This window comes from Stenotrophomonas hibiscicola ATCC 19867, from assembly GCF_000382065.1.
GTDB lineage: Bacteria > Pseudomonadota > Gammaproteobacteria > Xanthomonadales > Xanthomonadaceae > Stenotrophomonas > Stenotrophomonas hibiscicola.
On record NZ_KB907500.1, the window covers coordinates 705,863 to 723,558 of the forward strand.

The 17,696-nt window shown below is 68.2% G+C and carries 15 protein-coding genes; 9 read left to right on the plus strand and 6 right to left on the minus strand.

Features of this window, described 5'->3' with window-relative positions:
- Positions 1 to 7: 7 nt before the first annotated feature.
- Together G370_RS0111750 and G370_RS0111755 are read left to right on the plus strand one after the other, a co-directional pair.
- Positions 8 to 508 (plus strand): PH domain-containing protein, encoded by a 501-nt coding sequence (locus tag G370_RS0111750; protein WP_019660772.1) that lies wholly within the window; start codon positions 8 to 10, stop codon positions 506 to 508.
- Entirely contained in the window at positions 505 to 2,043 is a 1,539-nt protein-coding gene (locus G370_RS0111755; RefSeq protein ID WP_019660773.1) for a PH domain-containing protein, read from the plus strand. The genes G370_RS0111750 and G370_RS0111755 overlap by 4 nt, the downstream gene beginning before the upstream one ends.
- A 130-nt stretch (positions 2,044 to 2,173) precedes the next feature.
- Here the strand turns inward: G370_RS0111755 and G370_RS0111760 are convergent, their stop codons facing one another.
- Positions 2,174 to 3,232, minus strand: a complete 1,059-nt coding sequence (locus G370_RS0111760; RefSeq protein ID WP_019660774.1) for a CDP-glycerol glycerophosphotransferase family protein — start codon at positions 3,230 to 3,232, stop codon at positions 2,174 to 2,176.
- On the opposite strand from G370_RS0111760, the gene G370_RS0111765 reads away from it, so the two are divergent.
- Positions 3,231 to 4,037: a glycosyltransferase family 2 protein gene (locus tag G370_RS0111765; protein ID WP_019660775.1), complete on the plus strand. Its 807-nt coding sequence runs from the start codon at positions 3,231 to 3,233 to the stop codon at positions 4,035 to 4,037. The genes G370_RS0111760 and G370_RS0111765 overlap by 2 nt on opposite strands.
- A gap of 30 nt (positions 4,038 to 4,067) precedes the next feature.
- Here G370_RS0111765 and G370_RS0111770 read toward each other — a convergent pair whose 3' ends face one another.
- The 5 genes from G370_RS0111770 to def all read right to left on the minus strand — a co-directional run bounded on the left by G370_RS0111770 (position 4,068) and on the right by def (position 10,102).
- Entirely contained in the window at positions 4,068 to 5,324 is a 1,257-nt protein-coding gene (locus G370_RS0111770) for an O-antigen ligase family protein (RefSeq protein WP_019660776.1), read from the minus strand.
- A gap of 152 nt (positions 5,325 to 5,476) precedes the next feature.
- Positions 5,477 to 7,186 (minus strand): ArnT family glycosyltransferase, encoded by a 1,710-nt coding sequence (locus G370_RS0111775; RefSeq protein ID WP_019660777.1) that lies wholly within the window; start codon positions 7,184 to 7,186, stop codon positions 5,477 to 5,479.
- 24 nt (positions 7,187 to 7,210) lie between these two features.
- Complete coding sequence (rsmB, locus tag G370_RS0111780) at positions 7,211 to 8,542, minus strand: 16S rRNA (cytosine(967)-C(5))-methyltransferase RsmB (RefSeq protein WP_019660778.1); 1,332 nt, start codon at positions 8,540 to 8,542, stop codon at positions 7,211 to 7,213.
- 3 nt (positions 8,543 to 8,545) lie between these two features.
- Positions 8,546 to 9,469 (minus strand): methionyl-tRNA formyltransferase, encoded by a 924-nt coding sequence (gene fmt / locus G370_RS0111785; RefSeq protein ID WP_019660779.1) that lies wholly within the window; start codon positions 9,467 to 9,469, stop codon positions 8,546 to 8,548.
- Positions 9,470 to 9,589: 120 nt separating this feature from the next.
- Positions 9,590 to 10,102: a peptide deformylase gene (gene def / locus G370_RS0111790; protein WP_019660780.1), complete on the minus strand. Its 513-nt coding sequence runs from the start codon at positions 10,100 to 10,102 to the stop codon at positions 9,590 to 9,592.
- 126 nt (positions 10,103 to 10,228) lie between these two features.
- Here def and G370_RS0111795 point away from each other — a divergent pair, with 126 nt between their 5' ends.
- The 6 genes from G370_RS0111795 to G370_RS0111820 all read left to right on the plus strand — a co-directional run bounded on the left by G370_RS0111795 (position 10,229) and on the right by G370_RS0111820 (position 17,623).
- Positions 10,229 to 11,362 (plus strand): LysM peptidoglycan-binding domain-containing protein, encoded by a 1,134-nt coding sequence (locus G370_RS0111795; RefSeq protein ID WP_019660781.1) that lies wholly within the window; start codon positions 10,229 to 10,231, stop codon positions 11,360 to 11,362.
- A gap of 166 nt (positions 11,363 to 11,528) precedes the next feature.
- A complete protein-coding gene (gene dprA, locus G370_RS0111800; RefSeq protein WP_019660782.1) occupies positions 11,529 to 12,656 on the plus strand; it encodes a DNA-processing protein DprA in 1,128 nt (375 codons plus the stop codon).
- Positions 12,657 to 12,699: 43 nt separating this feature from the next.
- Positions 12,700 to 13,173: a DUF494 family protein gene (locus tag G370_RS0111805; RefSeq protein ID WP_005411195.1), complete on the plus strand. Its 474-nt coding sequence runs from the start codon at positions 12,700 to 12,702 to the stop codon at positions 13,171 to 13,173.
- Positions 13,174 to 13,212: 39 nt separating this feature from the next.
- Positions 13,213 to 13,965: a pilin gene (locus G370_RS0111810; RefSeq protein WP_019660783.1), complete on the plus strand. Its 753-nt coding sequence runs from the start codon at positions 13,213 to 13,215 to the stop codon at positions 13,963 to 13,965.
- A gap of 49 nt (positions 13,966 to 14,014) precedes the next feature.
- Entirely contained in the window at positions 14,015 to 14,947 is a 933-nt protein-coding gene (locus G370_RS0111815; RefSeq protein WP_019660784.1) for an RDD family protein, read from the plus strand.
- A gap of 192 nt (positions 14,948 to 15,139) precedes the next feature.
- Positions 15,140 to 17,623 (plus strand): DNA topoisomerase I, encoded by a 2,484-nt coding sequence (locus tag G370_RS0111820; RefSeq protein WP_019660785.1) that lies wholly within the window; start codon positions 15,140 to 15,142, stop codon positions 17,621 to 17,623.
- The last annotated feature ends 73 nt before the right edge of the window (positions 17,624 to 17,696 follow it).

The following is a 17,696-nucleotide window of genomic DNA, read 5'->3' on the forward strand; positions in this document are numbered from 1 at the left end:
AGCCCGCGTGACCGACATCTCCCTGACCGCTCCGCCCGCCGACGCGTGGCAGTCGCTGCCGCGCCGCGCCGCGCGGCTGGCGGCATTGGAAGGCGCTTTCGGCGGCCTGTTTGTGCCAGGCCTGCCGCTGGCGGCCGCATGGTGGTTCTTCGATCTACCCGGCGGCGCGTGGGTCGCCGCCCTCGGGCTGCTGGCAGGGGCTGCATGTGGCGCATTTCTCAGCCACCGCCGCCTGGTCCGCACCCGTTGGCGGCTGGACGCACAGGGCCTCGGCCTGCGGCGAGACCTGATGTGGCAGCTGGAAACCCGTATTCCCATTTCGCGCGTACAACACCTGGACCTGCGCAGGGGCCCGCTGGAACGCCGTGCAGGACTTGCCACGCTGATCGTGCATACCGCCGGCACCCGCATGAGCGCGGTAACCGTGAGCGGCCTGGATGAAACCGACGCCGAGCGTCTGCGCGACACCCTTTCGCACCAGCTCGACCAGGACGCTGACGCCCTGTGAGCCTGCCACCGCCTCTGCCTGCAGCACTGCGCGCCGGTAGCGAGGACCACCGCCTGCACCCGTGGTCATGGCTGTTCGTGCTGCTGATGCAGCTGCGCCACTACTTCCTGCCGCTGGTCGCACTGCTGGTATTCGGTCAGCGCGGCGACCGCGATCCGATGTGGGCGCAGTTGATCCCACTGTCGGCGATCGCCGCGCTGGTCCTGGTCTCGGTGCTGCAGTACCTCAGCTACCGTTACCGCATCGGCAGCGATGCGATCACCGTGCGCAGCGGTCTGCTTGCGCGCAACCGGCGCGAGATTCCGTTCGCCCGCATCCACAACGTGGAAGTGCGGCAGAATCCGCTGCACCGGCTGTTCGGCGTGGCCGAGCTGCGCCTGGAGTCGGCCGGTGGCGTGCGCCCCGAAGCGGAAATGCGAGTGCTGAAGCTGGACCAGGCGCTGGCGCTGGAACGTCTCGTGCGCCAGCGCGGGCAGGCACCACAGGCCGCCGACGCTGTCCCCGCGCCTGCGGTCACCGTGGCCGACACCGAACACGTCCTGCTGCGCCTGTCCAGCTGGGACGTGATGCGCATGGGCCTGCTCTCCAATCGGGGCTGGGCACTGGCGGTTGCCGCCTTCGGCGTGCTGTTCCAGACCGTGCCGCGGCCGGTGATGGACGAAGCCATCCAACGTGGTGGCCGCGAGGCTTTCGGTTACGCCAGCCACCTGCACCCCGGCGTAGCAGGCGCTTTCCTGCTGCTGGCCGCCGCACTGCTGCTGGGCTGGCTGGCGCTGCGCGTGCTGTCGGTGGTACTGACCCTGCTGCGCTATCACGGCTTTACCCTCAGCGAGCAGGATCGCCGCCTGACCGTCTCGGCCGGTCTGCTCAGCCGCACCCGCAGCAGTGTCGCGCGTCGCCGCATCCAGGCCTGGACGCTGCGCGAAACCACCCTGCATCGCTGGTTCGGCCTGCGCCAGCTGCGCATCGACAGCGCTGCCGGTGGCCCTTCGCGCGATGAGGACCGCGCCCTGCGCGAGCTGGCACCACTGGCCCAGGCGACGCGCTGCGAGCAGCTGGTGCAGCACCTGTTGCCTCAGCTGCAGTGGCCGCCGACGCAATGGCACTCCATTCCGCAGCGTGGCTGGTGGCGGCTGTGCCTGGGAACGCTGCTGCTGGTACCCCTGTTGGCCGCAGCCGCGTACTGGCGCTGGGGGCCATGGGGCCTGCTGGTGCTGGCGTGGCTGCCGGTGGCGCTGCTGGTCGCTCATCGGCAGATGGCACGCATGGCCTGGCACCTGGACGAGCACTACGTGGCAGTGCGTGGCGGTTGGTGGAAGCGCTGGTGGCGCTGGGCCGAACTGGACAAGGTGCAGGGCCTGCGCCTGCTGCGCTCGCCGCTGGACAAGCTGTTGGGCACCAGCAGCCTGCAGCTGGATACTGCCGGCGCGCATGGCGATGTGGCATTGACCCTGCACCATCTGCCGCAGGCACAGGCGCAGCAGGTGATGGATCAGCTGGCTGCGGCGCTGGCGCGGCGCAAGCTGCGCTGGTAGGTAGTGCCGGCCGCTGGCCGGCAACCGCAGACATCCCCGAGCTTGCCGGCCAGCGGCCGGCACTACCGCGAGCGGGGGCGCGCATCCACGCACGGCATGGATCTACTCTAGAGCCGAGCCAATGCTCGGCTTACCGCTGCGACGGGCCCCAATAGCCCAGGTCCCTGCGGATCTGCAGATCACGCATCCAGCTGCCGAACGGCTTGCGCCGCAGCGCACCCATTTCACCGGACAGGAAATCCTCGGTGGCCGCGATTACCCGCTCGCTGGACAGGCCGTCGCGGTACGGATGGATGGCGTCGGCATAGCGCACGATCTCCGCCTGCAGCGCCGCGTCCGGGTGCAGCGCACGCGTCAGCATCGCCTGCAGCTGCGCAGGATCATTGAAGTCGATCATGTGTGGCTTGGGCACGCGGTTGCGGAAGGTCACCACCGGCTTGTGCTGCACGATGAACTCCGAAACGATCGACGAGGTATCCGACACCAGCACGTCGGCGGCGCGCTGCGCGGACATCACCTGCTCCGGCTCGATGAAGCGGGCATTGGCGCCGGCCAGCGCGCGGTAGCGTTCGAACAGGTCCTGCGGGCACTTCGGGTGCAGGGTGAGAAGCCAGTAATGGTCACCGGCGGCGATATCGGCGGCGATCTGCGGGTGCAGGTGCGGCGCTGCGCTCAGGCGCTCGGTGAAGGTCGAACCGAACAGGATCACCGGGCGTCCTCCAGCGGCGGCGCGCAGCGCGGCGCTCTCGCCACCATCGTCGCGGAACAGCGGATCCAGCTTCGGCCAGCCCGTCTCGGCCACCGCGAAGTGGCCCTGCAGGGCCGCGATCTCACGAAACGGCGCGGTGGTGGCCGGCCCCTGCGTGCAGTACAGGTCGAACATGCCGCGCACCCGGAAGTGGCCGCGCGCGCTGTCCCGCTTCTCCACGTTGAAGCCATGGAAGAGCTGCACCTTGGCGCCCGAAAGGAACGTCGGCACCCAGTTGGCCGCGCTGAACACCGCCCGCGGACGCAGGGCCAGGGCCTGCTTCAGGCCCACGTTGGGCACCCCCGGCAGGCTGCTGCCGGCCGCGCCGTCCTCGAACCAGGCCGCCACCTCCTGCCCGGATGCGTGCAAGGCCTGCGCCAACGGGGCGAGAATAGGCAGCGCATAGCGCTCCGTCGCAAACAACAGGTACCCGGCCATCATGTCCTCCACGACCGCTCCCATCGAACGGCCTCGCATCTCGGCGTGCATTATCGCGTTCAACGAGGCCGGGCGCATCGGCGACTGCCTGGCCTCGCTGGCGTTCTGCGATGAGATCGTGGTGGTGGACTCGTACTCCACCGATGCCACCGTCGCCATCGCTGAAGCTGCCGGCGCCCGTGTTCTGCAGCGCCGGTTCGACGGTTTCCGCAGCCAGAAGGCATTCTGCGTCGAGCAGGCCCGCCACGACTGGGTACTGTGCCTGGATGCCGACGAACGGATCAGTCCAGAACTGCGCGCGGCCATCGAACAGGCCCGCGACAGTGGCTTCAGCGGCCATGCCGGCTACCGTTTCGCCCGCCTGTCGGAGTATTTCGGCAGGTTCCTGCGCCATGGCAATGCCTACCCGGACCGAGTGTTGCGCCTGTTCGACCGCCGCCAGGGCGGCTGGCGCGGCAAGCGCGAGATCCACGAGGCTGCCAGCGTCGACGGCAGCGTCGGTACACTGCGTGGCGACCTGGTCCACTATCCGTACCGCTCCTTGCAGCAGCAGCTGGCCAAGACCGAGAAATACGCGCGGATGATGGCCGAGCACGAGTTCGCACGCGGCAAGCGGGCCACGCTGGGCAAGCTGGTGCTGGCGCCGGCCTGGCGGTTCTGGCGCGGCTTCCTGTTCCGTGGCGGCTTCCGCGACGGCTGGCATGGACTGGTCTATGCCTACGTACGCGCCAACTACGTGCGGCAGAAAACCATCATGCTGTGGATGCTGGGCAACGGCCAGGCCGTGGCTGACCCGCCGGACCCCTGATCGCCCGGCCCTGTCCGGGGCGCCGCTGGATCACGCCCCGGTGATTGCCCGGTGGCGCGCGCCCTCGACGATCGACAGGCCGGTCAGCAGGCCGACCAGGGTCACGTAGAAACTGGCTGTCATCTGGTGCGCGAACATCGACTGGGTCAAGCCGCACAGTGCGTAGGTGATCACCAGCATGATGCCGGCTGCGGCCGGCCCCCGGAAGGTCGACCGTCCGCTGCGGCGATGCAGGCGCACGAACAACCAGAGCGGGATGCCATACACCGCCAGCAACAGCAGCAGGCCCGGTACGCCCTGGGTCGCTGCCCATTCGGCAACATCGTTGTGCGCATGCCCCAGGTGGCAACGCAACTCTTCCGGGTTCTCACGGCAGACCGGCACGCGCAGCATCGCGCTGTCGAAATGACCGATGCCAACACCCACCAGCGGGTGGTCGAGGAAGGTCTCCCAGGCCACCTGCAGGCGTTCCACGCGGGCACCGGCGGAAGAATCACTGTCGCCCAACTCCATCCGCTGCACGTCACTGTGCAGCTCGCTCAGGCGGACCTGGTGGCGCAGTTCCGGTACCGACAGCAGCAGGGTCGCACCGATTGCCAGCATGCCTGCCAGCACCGACAGGCGCGCCGCGCCGGTACGCCAGCGCAGGCTCAACGTCAGCACCACCAGCAGCGCCAGCAAGGCGGCGAACACACCGCGGCTGCCGGTCAGCACGATGGTGCCGCAGCCGGCCGCCATGCCGAGGATCACCAGCGACCAGCGCCGCGACGGGCGACAGAACACCAGCAGCACCATCAAAACCATCACGATGTCGGCCAGCACGATGGCGTTGGTGAACAACTCTGCGCGCGGGGCGCCACCCAGCACCTGCCACAGTGACATCGCGAAGGCGGCGAGCAGGCCGGTCAATGATCCGTACCAGAGCCACCGCACGTCGGGACGCAGCGCGCAGACCCACAGCGCGATCCACGGGATCACCACGAACCGCGACCGGTTGTCGACGTCACGCAGGCCCTGCTCGAACAACACTACCGACATTAGGCCGAGCGCCAGCACCGCCAGCATCAGCCAGGCCAGCACTTTCACCGGCTGGCCGGCCATCCCGCGCGCGCGCCACAGCAGCTCCGGCGCCAGCAGCGTGCTCAGCAGCAGCAGCAGGCCATACGGCAACAGGTTGATGGGCACGGTCAGCACCAGTGCCGGCAGGCAGAACAGGCCCAGTTGGGCCAGCCCATGCGCCACCCGCTGACGTCCGCCGGCGGGAGCGCCCAGCGGATCGCCGGCCATGAGGTTCAGGTTGTCCGGTGAAGCTGGCACGTCGGGAAGTATCGCTGCAATCGGCTGGAAAGAACGGGAAGGGGCGGTGCAGGCCATCCCGGCCTGCTGTTTTACTGCCTTTGGTCCCGCTTGGGCAGACTGGACAAGCAGGAAGGGGGGGACTAGTCATGTTCCTGCAGACGCCGTTCACGCTCCCGCTCCTCTGCGGTGACCACGCAGGGCACCTTCACCGCCGTCGCCGGCACCAGCCACCAGCGCCGCCGGTTGGCTACGCCGGCCAGTTCAGAGCGGCTGCGGTCGACGCACGACAGCATTGCGTACTCGTGGACCAGCAACCAACGGCGTTCGGGCGCAAGCCGCTGCCAGCGCGTGGCCGCAATCAGCTGCTCGTCCCAGTCCGCCTCGAAACCGAAGGTCGCTGCGGGGCGGTCGGCCAGCAGCAGATGCTGCTCCTTCCAGGCCACCAGCCCAAGCTCGGCATCCGGGCCCAGGCGTGTACCAACCGTGCGCATCAGGCCGCGGGCGGAACTGGAATCGTTCAGCAGCGGGTAGCCGACCAGGCTGTACAGCACCCAGACCATCGCCAGGGTCGACACCAGCGCCAGATGCCGGCGACGACCGCAGGCCAGCAGGCTCAATGCGCCCCACACGCCCATCGCCAGGATCGTCCAGGCCAGCGCGTCGACGGCGCCGGGCGCCAGTCCGCGGCTGTGGGTCAGGCGCAGCTCGAAGGCCGGGTCGCCCAGCACCGCCATCGCGCCAGCCAGGACCAGGCCCAGTGACAGCAGGCCGGTGAACACTCCCACCACGGCCTGCACATCGCGCCGCTTCAGCAGCCCCGGCAGCAACGGCGCCAGCGCCAGGCAGAACATCGGCAGCGCCGGCAGGATGTAGACATCGCGCTTGCCGTCGGGGATCGAGAAGAACAGCACCACCATCAACCACCAGGACAGCGGCAGCAGATAGCGCGGATCGCGCCGGCGCAGCCGCCGCAACCAAGCCGGAAGCGCCCACGGCAGCAGCAGGAACGCGGGGATCCACATCGACGGCATGATCGCCAGGAAGTACCACCAGGGCTGGTGGTGGTCCCACGAGTGCGTATAGCGACGCGCCGTCTGCTGGAACAGGATGTCGTCCATGTACGCGCGGTATTCGTCCGAACCGGTGGCAAAACCGGCCAGCAGCATCGGCGCCAGCCACAACGACACCGCCAGCAGGAAGGCCAGCGGCGCCAGCCAGAAGCGGGCATCGCGCGCGTGCAGTGCCACCCGTGGCCATTGCAGTACCGCAGCGGTCACCGCCGGCACGATCATCAGCAGCGCCAGCATGCCCACGCCCTTGGTGATCACGCCGATGCCAGCGAAGAACCAGCCCAGCCACCACCAGCGCCAGCCTGGTCCCAGCAACAGGTGGCGCAGCAGGCCGTAGTTGGCCAGGGTGATGAACAGCAGCAGCAGTGGATCGATCTGCGCCTTCTTCGCCTGGAAGGTGAACTGCAGCGCGAACAGCAGCGCCCAGCCGGCGTAAAGCCCCACCCGCCGTGTCCACAGCCGCCGCCCGAGGTCGACCACGCACCACAGCGTACCCAGTGCCGCCAGCAGCGACGGCAGCAGGAAGGCCACGCGCCACTGCCCGACCAGGCCGTACAGCGTAGCCTGCCACCACATCAGCATCGGCGGCTTGTCCGAATACAACTCGGTACCGCGGTGCGGGAACAGCCAGTGGCCGCTGTCGACCATCTGCTTGGCCACCAGCGCAAAGCGCGGCTCGTCCGATGGCCACGGATCACGAAGGCCCAGCCCGGCCCCCAGCAGCAGCAGGGCCATCGCCACGAACAACCACGTCTCGCGCGACGCGCGGGAATTCAGCATGGGACTCGGAACGTCAGCGGGGGGTCAGGCTGTTTTTAGCAGACGCGCGTAAAAGAATCCGTCAGCATCGCTGTCACCCGGCAGTCGCTGGCGCGCGATTCCCTCGCAGTCCAGGCCGAATCGGTCATCCAGCGGCTCTGCCACCGCGTCCGGGTGCCATTTCAGGAACGCCCGCACCTGGTCGATGTTCTCCGCACGCAGGATCGAGCAGGTGGCATACAGCAGCACGCCGCCCGGACGCAGCATCGACCAGCAGGCCTCCAGCAGGCGGGCCTGCACACCGACCAGCGCATCGATATCCTCGGCACGTCGGTGGAACATCACATCCGGCTGCCGCCGGATCACGCCGGTGGCCGAGCACGGGGCATCGAGCAGGATCGCGTCGAACGGCACGCCATCCCACCAGGCACCCGGATCACTGGCATCGGCAGCCAGGGTCTGCGCATGCTCGCCCACGCCAGTGCGAACGTAGGTGTCACGTGCACGGGCCAGGCGGCGCACGTCGATATCCAGCGCCAGCAGGCGCAGGCCGGGGTCGCGCTCCAGCAGGTGCGCCGACTTGCCACCGGGGGCCGCACAGGCGTCCAGCACGCGGGCACCGGCCGCCGGGGCCAGCGCGTCGGCCGCACACTGCGCCGACAGGTCCTGCACCGAGATGGCGCCTTCGGCGAAGCCGGGCAGCTGATTCACGGCAACCGGCGAGGCCAGGCGCAACGCGTCGGCGCTGAGCGGACTGGCTTGCGCGGTAATGCCAGCTTCGGCCAGCGTCGCCAGTGCCTTGTCGCGGCCGCCCTGCTGGCGGTTGGCGCGCAACCACAACGGCGCCGGCTGCAGGCTGGCGGCAAAGATCGCCTCGGCCTGGGCCGGCCAGTCGCGCTCGACGGCATCGGCCAGCCACGCCGGGAAGGCATCGCGCGCAGGCTGTTCCGGGAAACCTTCGCGCTGCGCGCGGCGCAGGATCGCATTGACCAGGCCCGCCTGGCGCTCACGACCAAGGGCACGCGCGGCATCGACCGTGGCCGACAACGCCGCGTGCGCCGGCAACGCCAGCACGTCCAGTTGGGCGAACCCGACCATCAGCAGCGTGCGCAGGTCGGCATCACGCGCCGACAGCGGCTTCTGCATCCACGACTGCAGCGCCGCGTCATAGGTACTGCGGCGGCGCAGGACGGCGAAGCACAGCGCTTCCAGCAGCGCGCGGTCGCGGCTGTCGGCCAGCTTCGGCAGCGCCCAGGCCAGTTCGGCCTTCAGCGACCGGCCACGGGTGAACACCTGTGCCAGCACGCGTGCGGCCAGCATGCGCGTGGCCGCTCCCGGCGCCGCCTTGGCGACGGAGAAATCGTTCTGCTTCGACACCGCTTATGCTCCCACGCGCAGATCGCGGCGGGCGTTGAGGTAGTCGGCCGCAGTAATCGCCTTGCCACCTTCCCGCTGCAGTACACGCAGGCGCAGTGCGCCCTGGCCACAGGCGATGTCGATGCCATCACGGCCGGCGGCCAGCACCGTGCCCGGCGCCTGGCCGTGGTCTGCCTCCAGTGCCACCGCGCCATGGATGCGCACGCGTTCGCCGGCCAGCGTTGCCTCGGCGATCGGCCACGGATTGAACGCGCGCACGGTACGCGCCAGCGCGCTGGCGTCCTGCGCCCAGTCCAGCCTGGCTTCGGCCTTGTCCAGCTTGTGCGCATACGTCACGCCCTGTTCCGGCTGCGGCCGCGCGATCGGCTTGATGCCCGCGCGCAGCAGGCCCAGGCCATCGGACAACACCTGGGCACCAAGCTCGGCGAGCTTGTCATGCAGCTGGCCGCCGGTATCGGTGGCCGCGATCGGCAGCTCCTGGTGCAGCAGCACCGGGCCGGTATCCAGGCCGGCCTCCATCTGCATGAGGCAGACGCCGGTCTTCGCATCGCCGGCCTGGATCGCACGCTGGATCGGCGCGGCACCGCGCCAGCGCGGCAGCAGCGAGGCATGCACGTTCCAGCAGCCATGGGTCGGAATGGCCAGCACCGCCTTGGGCAGGATCAGGCCGTAGGCGACCACCACCATCAGGTCCGGCTGCAGGTCGCGCAGCTGCCGCTGGGCAGCTTCATCCTTCAGAGATTCGGGCTGGTAGACCGGAATGCCACGGGCCACGGCTTCGAGCTTGACCGGCGACGGCGCCAGGCCACGGCCACGGCCGGCCGGGCGGTCAGGCTGGGTATAGACGGCCACGACCTCGTGGTGGCGCGCCGCAGCGCGCAGCGACGACACCGCGAATTCCGGCGTACCGGCAAAGACAATCCTCATGGCTACCCCACTTGCAGGATGGATTCGTGCAGGAAAGAAAACGGCGCCGTCGGCCGGCGCCGTACAGCCCGCGCGCGTCGCGCAGGCACGGGCCACCCGAAGGGTGGCCCGGATTGGCGATCACGCCACGTGCTTGCGCTGCTTGGCCAGCTTCTTGCGCACCATCTCGCGCTTGAGCGGCGACAGATAATCGATGAACAGCTTGCCGTCCAGGTGGTCCATCTCGTGCTGGATGCAGGTGGCCAGCACTTCGCCAGCCTCCAGCTGCTGTTCCTTGCCGTTGCGGTCCAGGTATTTCACGGTGATGGTATCGGCACGGGTCACGTCGGCGAAGATGCCCGGAACCGACAGGCAACCTTCCTGGTACACCCGGCCCCCTTCCCTGGCGACGATTTCCGGGTTGATGAACACCTGCGGTTCATTCTTTTCTTCGCTGACATCGATGACCATGAAGCGCTTGTGCACGTCCACCTGGGTGGCAGCCAGGCCGATGCCCGGCGCGTCGTACATGGTCTGGAACATGTTGTCGATCAGTTCCTGGAAGGCCGGCGTGGTGACTTCAGCGGCGTCGATCAACGCGGCCTTGGTACGCAGGCGCGGATCGGGGAACTCGAGAATGGGGAGAAGGGCCATGGCTGTTTCCGGGTAATGGGCCGGCACGCCGGCATACGTCGCAGATTCTAGCTCCAACGCTTGCCTTGCGCCCCGGTTTCTGGACTATAGTGCGCGGACCTGTTGGGGAATCAGGGCTTCACACCTATGTTGCTTCGTTTTCGTACGGTCGTCGCCGCGGCGATGCTGACCGTGGCTGCCTATGCTACCGCCGTGGAAGTGAATGGCGGGCACCCGGACACCTATGTGGTCCGAAAAGGGGATACGTTGTGGGATATCGCCGCACGTTTCCTGCAGAAGCCCTGGCTGTGGCCGGAGATCTGGCAGGCCAATCCACAGATCGCCAATCCGCACCTGATCTATCCCGGTGACGTGCTCAGCCTGGCCTACCTGGACCGGGTGACCGTCGCTGCCAAGCCCGGCCCGCGCCAGGAAGCCCCGATCGATGCCATTCCGCTGGCCCAGGTCGAGCCGTTCCTGAAGCAGCTGAGCGTGGTCGACAGCATCGACCAGCTGCCCTACGTGGCCGGCCTGGAAGAAGAGCGCCTGCGCGTCACCAGCGGCAGCGCGGTGTACGTGCGCCTGGCCGACGCCCAGCTGGGCCAGCGCTGGGCCGTGGTCCGCCCGACCGTGCGCTACGCCCAGCCCAAGCCCACCGAGGACCTGACCGCCAACGGCGACGTCACCCCGGGCAGCGGCAACCTGTGGCGGGCCTACAACGCCCCCAACCACCGCCGCGGCGTGCTTGGCTATGAGCTGGCCCAGGTCGCCACCGGCACCATCACCCACGTCGCCGGCGGCAAGGTCGAGGCGTCCACCCTGGTGCTGGACAAGAACGAGGGCGGCCGCGAGGTACGTGCGGGCGACCGCCTGGTCCCGGTCGAGGCCAGGCCCTACGACCTGCAGTTCATCCCCCATGTCCCGGCCGCCGGTGTCGAGGGCGTCGACGTGCGCGTGCTGGCCGTTGCCGACATGTTCACCGCTGGTGGGCCGCGCGACGTGATCGCGATCTCCGCAGGCCGCGCGCAGGGCGTGGACAACGGCACCGTGTTCTCGCTGTGGCGCCCGGGCCGCCACGTGGCGCACCGCATGAAGTACCCGAACTCCTCGCGCATGGATGATTCGCTCAGCACCGGCGCCGGCCGCGTCTCGCTGCCGGACGAATACGCCGCACACGCCATGGTGTTCCGTACCTTCGACAACGTCAGCTACGCACTGGTGATGCAGGGCGTGAAGCCGGTGCGCGTTGGATACAACGCACTGCACCCGGATGCGCGGTAGAGTCGACTGTTAGTCGACTGCTCTTCACCGCCCCCCGAAAGCGCCCGCGCTGCGCGCGGTAGTCGACTGACAGTCGACTCTACAGGGGCGGTCTCCGGCAAAGTCTGACAGCCACATGCGAAGGCGCCCTAGGGCGCCTTTGTTGCATGCGCTCGATAGTGGGGGGATGACCAACCAAGCTGACGAGGCGCTGCTGCGCCTGTTGATGGCAGGCGGCGCGCTGGCACCACGGCGGGCCCTGCTGCAGGCCGCAGGCAGGGCGGAAACCGCGATCGCGCAGGGTGCCGCGAACTGGCGCGCGCACGGTTGCACGCCAGAGCAGTGCGCCGCACTGGACCGCCCCGACGCCCGGGCCTTGGCCGTAGCACGGCGCTGGCTGGAAGACGACAACCAGCACCTGCTGGCCTTCACCGATCCGGCCTTCCCCCCGCCCCTGCTGGATGTCCCCAATCCCCCCCTTGCGCTGTTCATCGCCGGCGACCCCAGCCGGGCCTGGCGCCCATCGGTTGCGCTGGTCGGCAGCCGCTCGCCAACGCCGGGCGGACGCGCGCTGGCAGCCCGGTTTGCCGGCTGCTTCGTCGACGCCGGGCTGGCGGTGACCAGCGGCCTGGCGGCGGGCATCGATGCCGCCGCCCACCAGGCCACGCTGGACGCGGGGGGCTGCACCGTGGCGGTGATCGGCACCGGACCGGACCGCGCCTATCCGGACAGCCACGCCCGGCTGCAGGCGCGCATCGCCGCCGAAGGCGTGGTGCTCAGCGAGTACCTGCCCGGCACGCCCGCACGCCCCGGCCACTTTCCTGCCCGCAACCGGCTGGTAGCCGGGCTGGCCCTGGCCACGGTGGTGGTCGAGGCCGCCCAACGCTCGGGTGCCCTGATCACCGCACGCCTGGCCGCCGAGGCCGGCCGCGAGGTCTGCGCCCTGCCCGGCTCGGTGCTCAATCCGCGCGCTGCGGGCTGCCACAGGCTGATCCGCGAGGGTGCCGCACTGGTCGAGCGCCCGGAGGAGGTCCTCGAACTGCTGGCCCCCGCCCTCCGCCAGCAGCTGCCGGGCTTGCAATCACGGCTGGCCACCCCCACTGAACAGGCACCGCCTGCACGCCTGCCGGCGCACTGGGCCGACGACCCTGACTACCAGTGCTTGTGGCGGGCGCTGGAGCACAACCCAAGCAGTATGGATTCACTGATCACACGCTGTGGATTGACGGCGCCCCAGGTGTCCTCCATGCTGCTGGCCATGGAACTGGCGGGAATCGTGGTGTGCGTACACGGCCGCTACTGTCGAACTCCCTAGTTTCTTCACCTCCACAGCGTCGCGCGACGCAGGCCGAGGGGCAATGAAAGAGAGCATCCTGGATGTACTGCTGTACCTGTTTGAACACTATTTCAGCGAAGATGCGGACCTGATCCGTGACCGCGATTCGCTCCAGAACGGCCTGATCCAGGCCGGTTTCAGCCCAACCGAGATCAACAAGGCGTTCGACTGGCTCGATGCCCTGGCCGCGCAGCGGCCGAGCGTGGCCCAGGCTCGGGTCGATGGCCCCGTTCGCGTGTACCACGGCCCCGAGCTGGACAAGCTGGACGTGGAATGCCGCGGGTTCCTGCTGTACCTGGAACAGCACGGCATCCTCGATGCCGACCAGCGCGAGCTGGTGCTGGACCGGGCAATGGCCCTGGACCAGGACGAACTGGACCTGGACGACCTGAAGTGGGTCGTGCTGATGGTGCTGTTCAACCAGCCCGGCTCCGAGGCGGCGTATGCCTGGATGGAGACGCAGATGTTCATGGACGAGCCAGAACCCCTGCACTGACCGTACACTTGGGGGCATAGCGCATTCAGGAGCGTCCCCGTGAGCGAGTGGTTCCATGCAGAAGGCAACCGGCAGCAAGGCCCGCTGCCGGCGGAACAGTTGGTCGAATTGTTCCGCAACAACCAGATCTCCCTGGACACCCTGGTCTGGCGCGACGGCCTGCCGCAATGGCAGCCGTTGCGCACCGTGGTCGACGAGCTCGGCCTGATCGTGCCGGCGCTGGACGCCGCTGCACCGCCCGTGGAACCCGAACCGGAGCCGGCAGCACCGCCTCCGCCGCAGCCACCGGTGCTGCCACCGTCCACGCCCTACGCCACCAGCGCAGCGGCCAGCGCCCTGCCGACGCCGAAGAAGAAGCTGTCCGGCTGCGCCCTGACCGCCATCATCGGCGGCGGCCTGCTGCTGGTGCTGGTACCGATCGTGGCCATCCTGGCCGCCATCGCGCTGCCCGCCTACAACGACTACACCCTTCGCGCCAAGGTCGCCGGCGCAGTGACCGCACTGCAGCCGCTGAAGGACCAGGTGCAGCATTTCGCCGATGACGAAGGCCGCTGCCCGGGTGGCAACGACGCCGGCTTCCCGGCCCCGGGTGATTTCGGCCATGCAGGGCTGTCAGCGGTGAACATCGGTCGCTTCAACAACGGCCACTGCGGCATCGAAGCCACCCTGGCGCTGCCCGGCAAGAGCCTCGATGGCGATCTGCTGTGGCTGGAATACGATCGCGACAGCGGCCGCTGGGAATGCAGCGGCGAGAGCAACGACAAGTACCTGCCGCCGTCGTGCCGCGGCTGAACCGCGCGCACGCCAGCACCTCCAAGGATGATTCAACAGGGAACATGCAATGACTGAGTGGTACTACGCCGAAGGGCAGCAACGCCAGGGCCCGCTGCCGGTCCAGGAGATCCGCCAGCGCTTCCAGCGCGGCCAGCTCAACCTGGACACCCTGGTCTGGCGGGAGGGCATGGCCCAGTGGGCTGCGCTGCGGCAGATGGTCGACGAGCTCGGCCTGCAGACGCTGGCCGATGCCAGCACTGCCAGCAGCAGCGGCGGGTTCGACCTGCGCAGCGACTACGCCGCCATCGACAGCGGCACCGCACCGCTGCCCGGCACCGGCGCGCTCAGCAGCTCGCCTTACAGCGCTCCAGCGGCCACCAGCAGCGGTGGCCACGCGCAGCCGGTGGTTGGCGGTGAAGTGGTCTACGCAGGCTTCTGGAAGCGTGTGGCGGCCTACATGATCGATTACTTCGTGCTGGTCGTCCCCGGCAGCATCATCGGTGCCATTCTTGGTGCGATACTCGGCGCCAGCATGGGCGCGGTGGGCAGCGGCGAATCGGCCATCGAGATCGTTGCCCAGCTGGCCAGCGCCCTGATCAACCTCGGCATCGGCATGGCCTACTACACCTGGTTCCATGCCTCGCAGGGCGGCGCCACGCTGGGCAAGATGGCAGTCGGTATCAAGGTGGTGCGCGGCAACGGCGAACGCCTGACCAAGGCCCGCGCATTTGGTCGCTACTGGGCCATGCTGCTGAGCAGCTTCACGCTCGGCATCGGTTTCCTGATGGCCGCCTTCACCGAACGCAAGCAGGGCCTGCACGACATGGTCTGCGACACCCTCGTGGTCGACCGCTGGGCCTACACCGACCAGCCGCAGCTGCAGCGCCGGGAGCTGGGCACGGTAACCGTACTGGTGCTCGTGCTGACCGGCCTGCTGTCTCTGGTCGGCCTGGCCCTGCTGGTGTTCGCGGTAGGCTTCATCGCCAAGATGGCCTCGTGAACGGCCATCCTCACGCCTGGCTGCTTGACACGGGCCGGCCGGGCGTGATTCCTCTAATAAGGTGAAACCTGAACGCCCGGCACATTACCGGGCGTTCAGTTTATGGATTTGCCCGTGGCCGCTTCACTAATGCGGCCGTTTGCTCCACCCTAGCGGCCCCTTCTCCCGGTCCGCCCACAGACCTCTCCCGACATGCCCAAGCACCTGCTCATCGTCGAATCGCCAGCCAAGGCCAAGACGATCAACAAATACCTCGGCAAGGACTACACCGTCCTGGCCTCGTATGGGCATGTGCGTGACCTGATCCCGAAGGAAGGCGCGGTCGACCCGGACAACGGGTTCGCCATGCACTACGACGTGATCGACAAGAACGAAAAGCATGTCGATGCGATCGCCAAGGCCGCCAAGGGTGCCGACGACATCCTGCTGGCAACCGACCCGGATCGCGAAGGTGAAGCGATCAGCTGGCACATCGCCGAGATCCTGAAGGAACGCGGGCTGGTCAAGGACAAGCCGATGCAGCGCGTGGTGTTCACCGAGATCACCCCGCGCGCCATCAAGGAAGCGATCAGCCAGCCGCGCGCGATCGCCAGCGACCTGGTCGATGCCCAGCAGGCGCGCCGCGCGCTGGACTACCTGGTCGGCTTCAACCTGTCGCCGGTGCTGTGGCGCAAGGTCCAGCGCGGCCTGTCCGCAGGCCGCGTGCAGAGCCCGGCGCTGCGCATGATCGTCGAGCGTGAGGAAGAGATCGAAGCCTTCGTCGCCCGCGAATACTGGTCGATCGCGGCCGAATGCGCGCACCCGTCGCAGCACTTCAACGCCAAGCTGGTCAAGCTGGACGGGCAGAAGTTCGAGCAGTTCACCATCACCGACGGTGACACCGCCGAAGCCGCCCGCCTGCGTATCCAGCAGGCCGCGCAGGGCTCGCTGCATGTCACCGATGTGGCCAGCAAGGAGCGCAAGCGCCGCCCGGCGCCACCGTTCACCACCTCGACCCTGCAGCAGGAAGCCTCGCGCAAGCTCGGCTTCACCACCCGCAAGACCATGCAGGTTGCGCAGAAGCTGTATGAGGGCGTGGCCATCGGCGACGAAGGCACCGTCGGCCTGATTTCGTACATGCGTACCGACTCGGTGAACCTGTCGCAGGACGCGCTGGCGGAAATCCGCGACGTGATCGCCCGCGACTACGGCATCGCCTCGCTGCCGGACCAGCCCAACACCTACCAGACCAAGTCGAAGAACGCCCAGGAAGCGCACGAAGCGGTGCGCCCGACCTCGGCCCTGCGCACCCCGGCCCAGGTCGCACGCTTCCTCACCGACGACGAGCGCCGCCTGTACGAACTGATCTGGAAGCGCGCCGTCGCCTGCCAGATGATCCCGGCCACGCTCAATACCGTCAGCGTCGACCTGTCGGCCGGCAGCGAGCACGTGTTCCGTGCCAGCGGCACCACGGTGGTGGTGCCCGGCTTCCTGGCCGTGTACGAGGAAGGCAAGGACAGCAAGAGCGCCGAGGACGAGGACGAAGGCCGCAAGCTGCCGGCGATGAAGCCGGGCGACCGCGTGCCGCTGGAACGCATCCAGGCCGAACAGCATTTCACCCAGCCGCCGCCGCGCTACACCGAAGCGGCGCTGGTGAAGGCGCTGGAAGAGTACGGCATCGGTCGTCCCTCGACCTACGCCTCGATCATCCAGACCCTGCTGTTCCGCAAGTACGTGGAAATGGAAGGCCGCAGCTTCCGCCCGTCCGACGTCGGCCGCGCGGTGTCCAAGTTCCTGTCCAGCCACTTCACCCAGTACGTGGACTACGACTTCACGGCCAAGCTCGAAGACGAGCTTGATGCCGTTTCGCGTGGCGAAGAAGAGTGGATTCCGCTGATGGCTCGCTTCTGGGAGCCGTTCAAGGAACTGGTGGAAGACAAGAAGGAATCGGTCGACCGCGCCGAGGCCAGTGGCGCGCGCGAGCTTGGCACCGATCCGAAGACAGGCAAGCCGGTCAGCGTGCGTCTGGGCCGCTTCGGGCCGTATGCCGCCATCGGCAGCACCGCCGAGGACGCCGAGGAGAAGCCGAAGTTCGCCTCGCTGCGCCCCGGCCAGTCGATGCACACCATCTCCCTGGAAGACGCGCTGGAGCTGTTCCTGATGCCGCGCGCGCTGGGTGAGGACAAGGGCGAGCCGGTCAGCGTCGGGATCGGCCGCTTCGGGCCGTTCGCCAAGCGTGGCAGCACCTACGCCTCGCTGAAGAAGGAAGACGACCCGTACACCATCGACCTGGCCCGTGCCGTGTTCCTGATCGAAGAGAAGGAAGAGATCGCGCGCAACCGGATCATCAAGGAATTCGAGGGCAGCGACATCCAGGTGCTGAACGGCCGCTTCGGCCCGTATATCAGCGACGGCAAGATGAACGGCAAGATCCCCAAGGACCGCGAGCCGGCATCGCTGACCCTGGCCGAAGTGCAGCAGCTGATGGAAGAAACCGGCAAGCCGGTGCGCAAGGGCTTCGGCGCCAAGAAGGCGGCAGCGAAAAAGGCACCGGCCAAGAAGGCGGCAGTGGAGAAGGAAGCGGCGCCGAAGAAGGCTGCTGCCAAGAAGGCGCCGGCAAAGAAGGCGGTGAAGAAGGCCGCCGCAAAGAAGGCCCCGGCGAAGAAAGCCGTCAAGAAGGCCGCTGCGAAGAAGTAGATCCACGCCATGCGTGGATGAGGGGCAAGGTGTGCGGACCAACGGTCCGCACCTACCGTCCACGCCGACCACC

What these genes read in the sequence shown, in the direction of transcription:
- G370_RS0111765 (WP_019660775.1), top strand. Translation starts at nt 3,231, where the DNA reads ATGTCCTCCACGACCGCTCCCATCGAACGGCCTCGCATCTCGGCGTGC.
- G370_RS0111760 (WP_019660774.1), bottom strand. Translation starts at nt 3,232, where the DNA reads ATGATGGCCGGGTACCTGTTGTTTGCGACGGAGCGCTATGCGCTGCCT.
- G370_RS0111770 (WP_019660776.1), bottom strand. Translation starts at nt 5,324, where the DNA reads ATGGCCGGCGATCCGCTGGGCGCTCCCGCCGGCGGACGTCAGCGGGTG.
- G370_RS0111775 (WP_019660777.1), bottom strand. Translation starts at nt 7,186, where the DNA reads ATGCTGAATTCCCGCGCGTCGCGCGAGACGTGGTTGTTCGTGGCGATG.
- fmt (WP_019660779.1), bottom strand. Translation starts at nt 9,469, where the DNA reads ATGAGGATTGTCTTTGCCGGTACGCCGGAATTCGCGGTGTCGTCGCTG.
- def (WP_019660780.1), bottom strand. Translation starts at nt 10,102, where the DNA reads ATGGCCCTTCTCCCCATTCTCGAGTTCCCCGATCCGCGCCTGCGTACC.
- G370_RS0111795 (WP_019660781.1), top strand. Translation starts at nt 10,229, where the DNA reads ATGTTGCTTCGTTTTCGTACGGTCGTCGCCGCGGCGATGCTGACCGTG.
- dprA (WP_019660782.1), top strand. Translation starts at nt 11,529, where the DNA reads ATGACCAACCAAGCTGACGAGGCGCTGCTGCGCCTGTTGATGGCAGGC.
- G370_RS0111805 (WP_005411195.1), top strand. Translation starts at nt 12,700, where the DNA reads ATGAAAGAGAGCATCCTGGATGTACTGCTGTACCTGTTTGAACACTAT.
- G370_RS0111815 (WP_019660784.1), top strand. Translation starts at nt 14,015, where the DNA reads ATGACTGAGTGGTACTACGCCGAAGGGCAGCAACGCCAGGGCCCGCTG.
- G370_RS0111820 (WP_019660785.1), top strand. Translation starts at nt 15,140, where the DNA reads ATGCCCAAGCACCTGCTCATCGTCGAATCGCCAGCCAAGGCCAAGACG.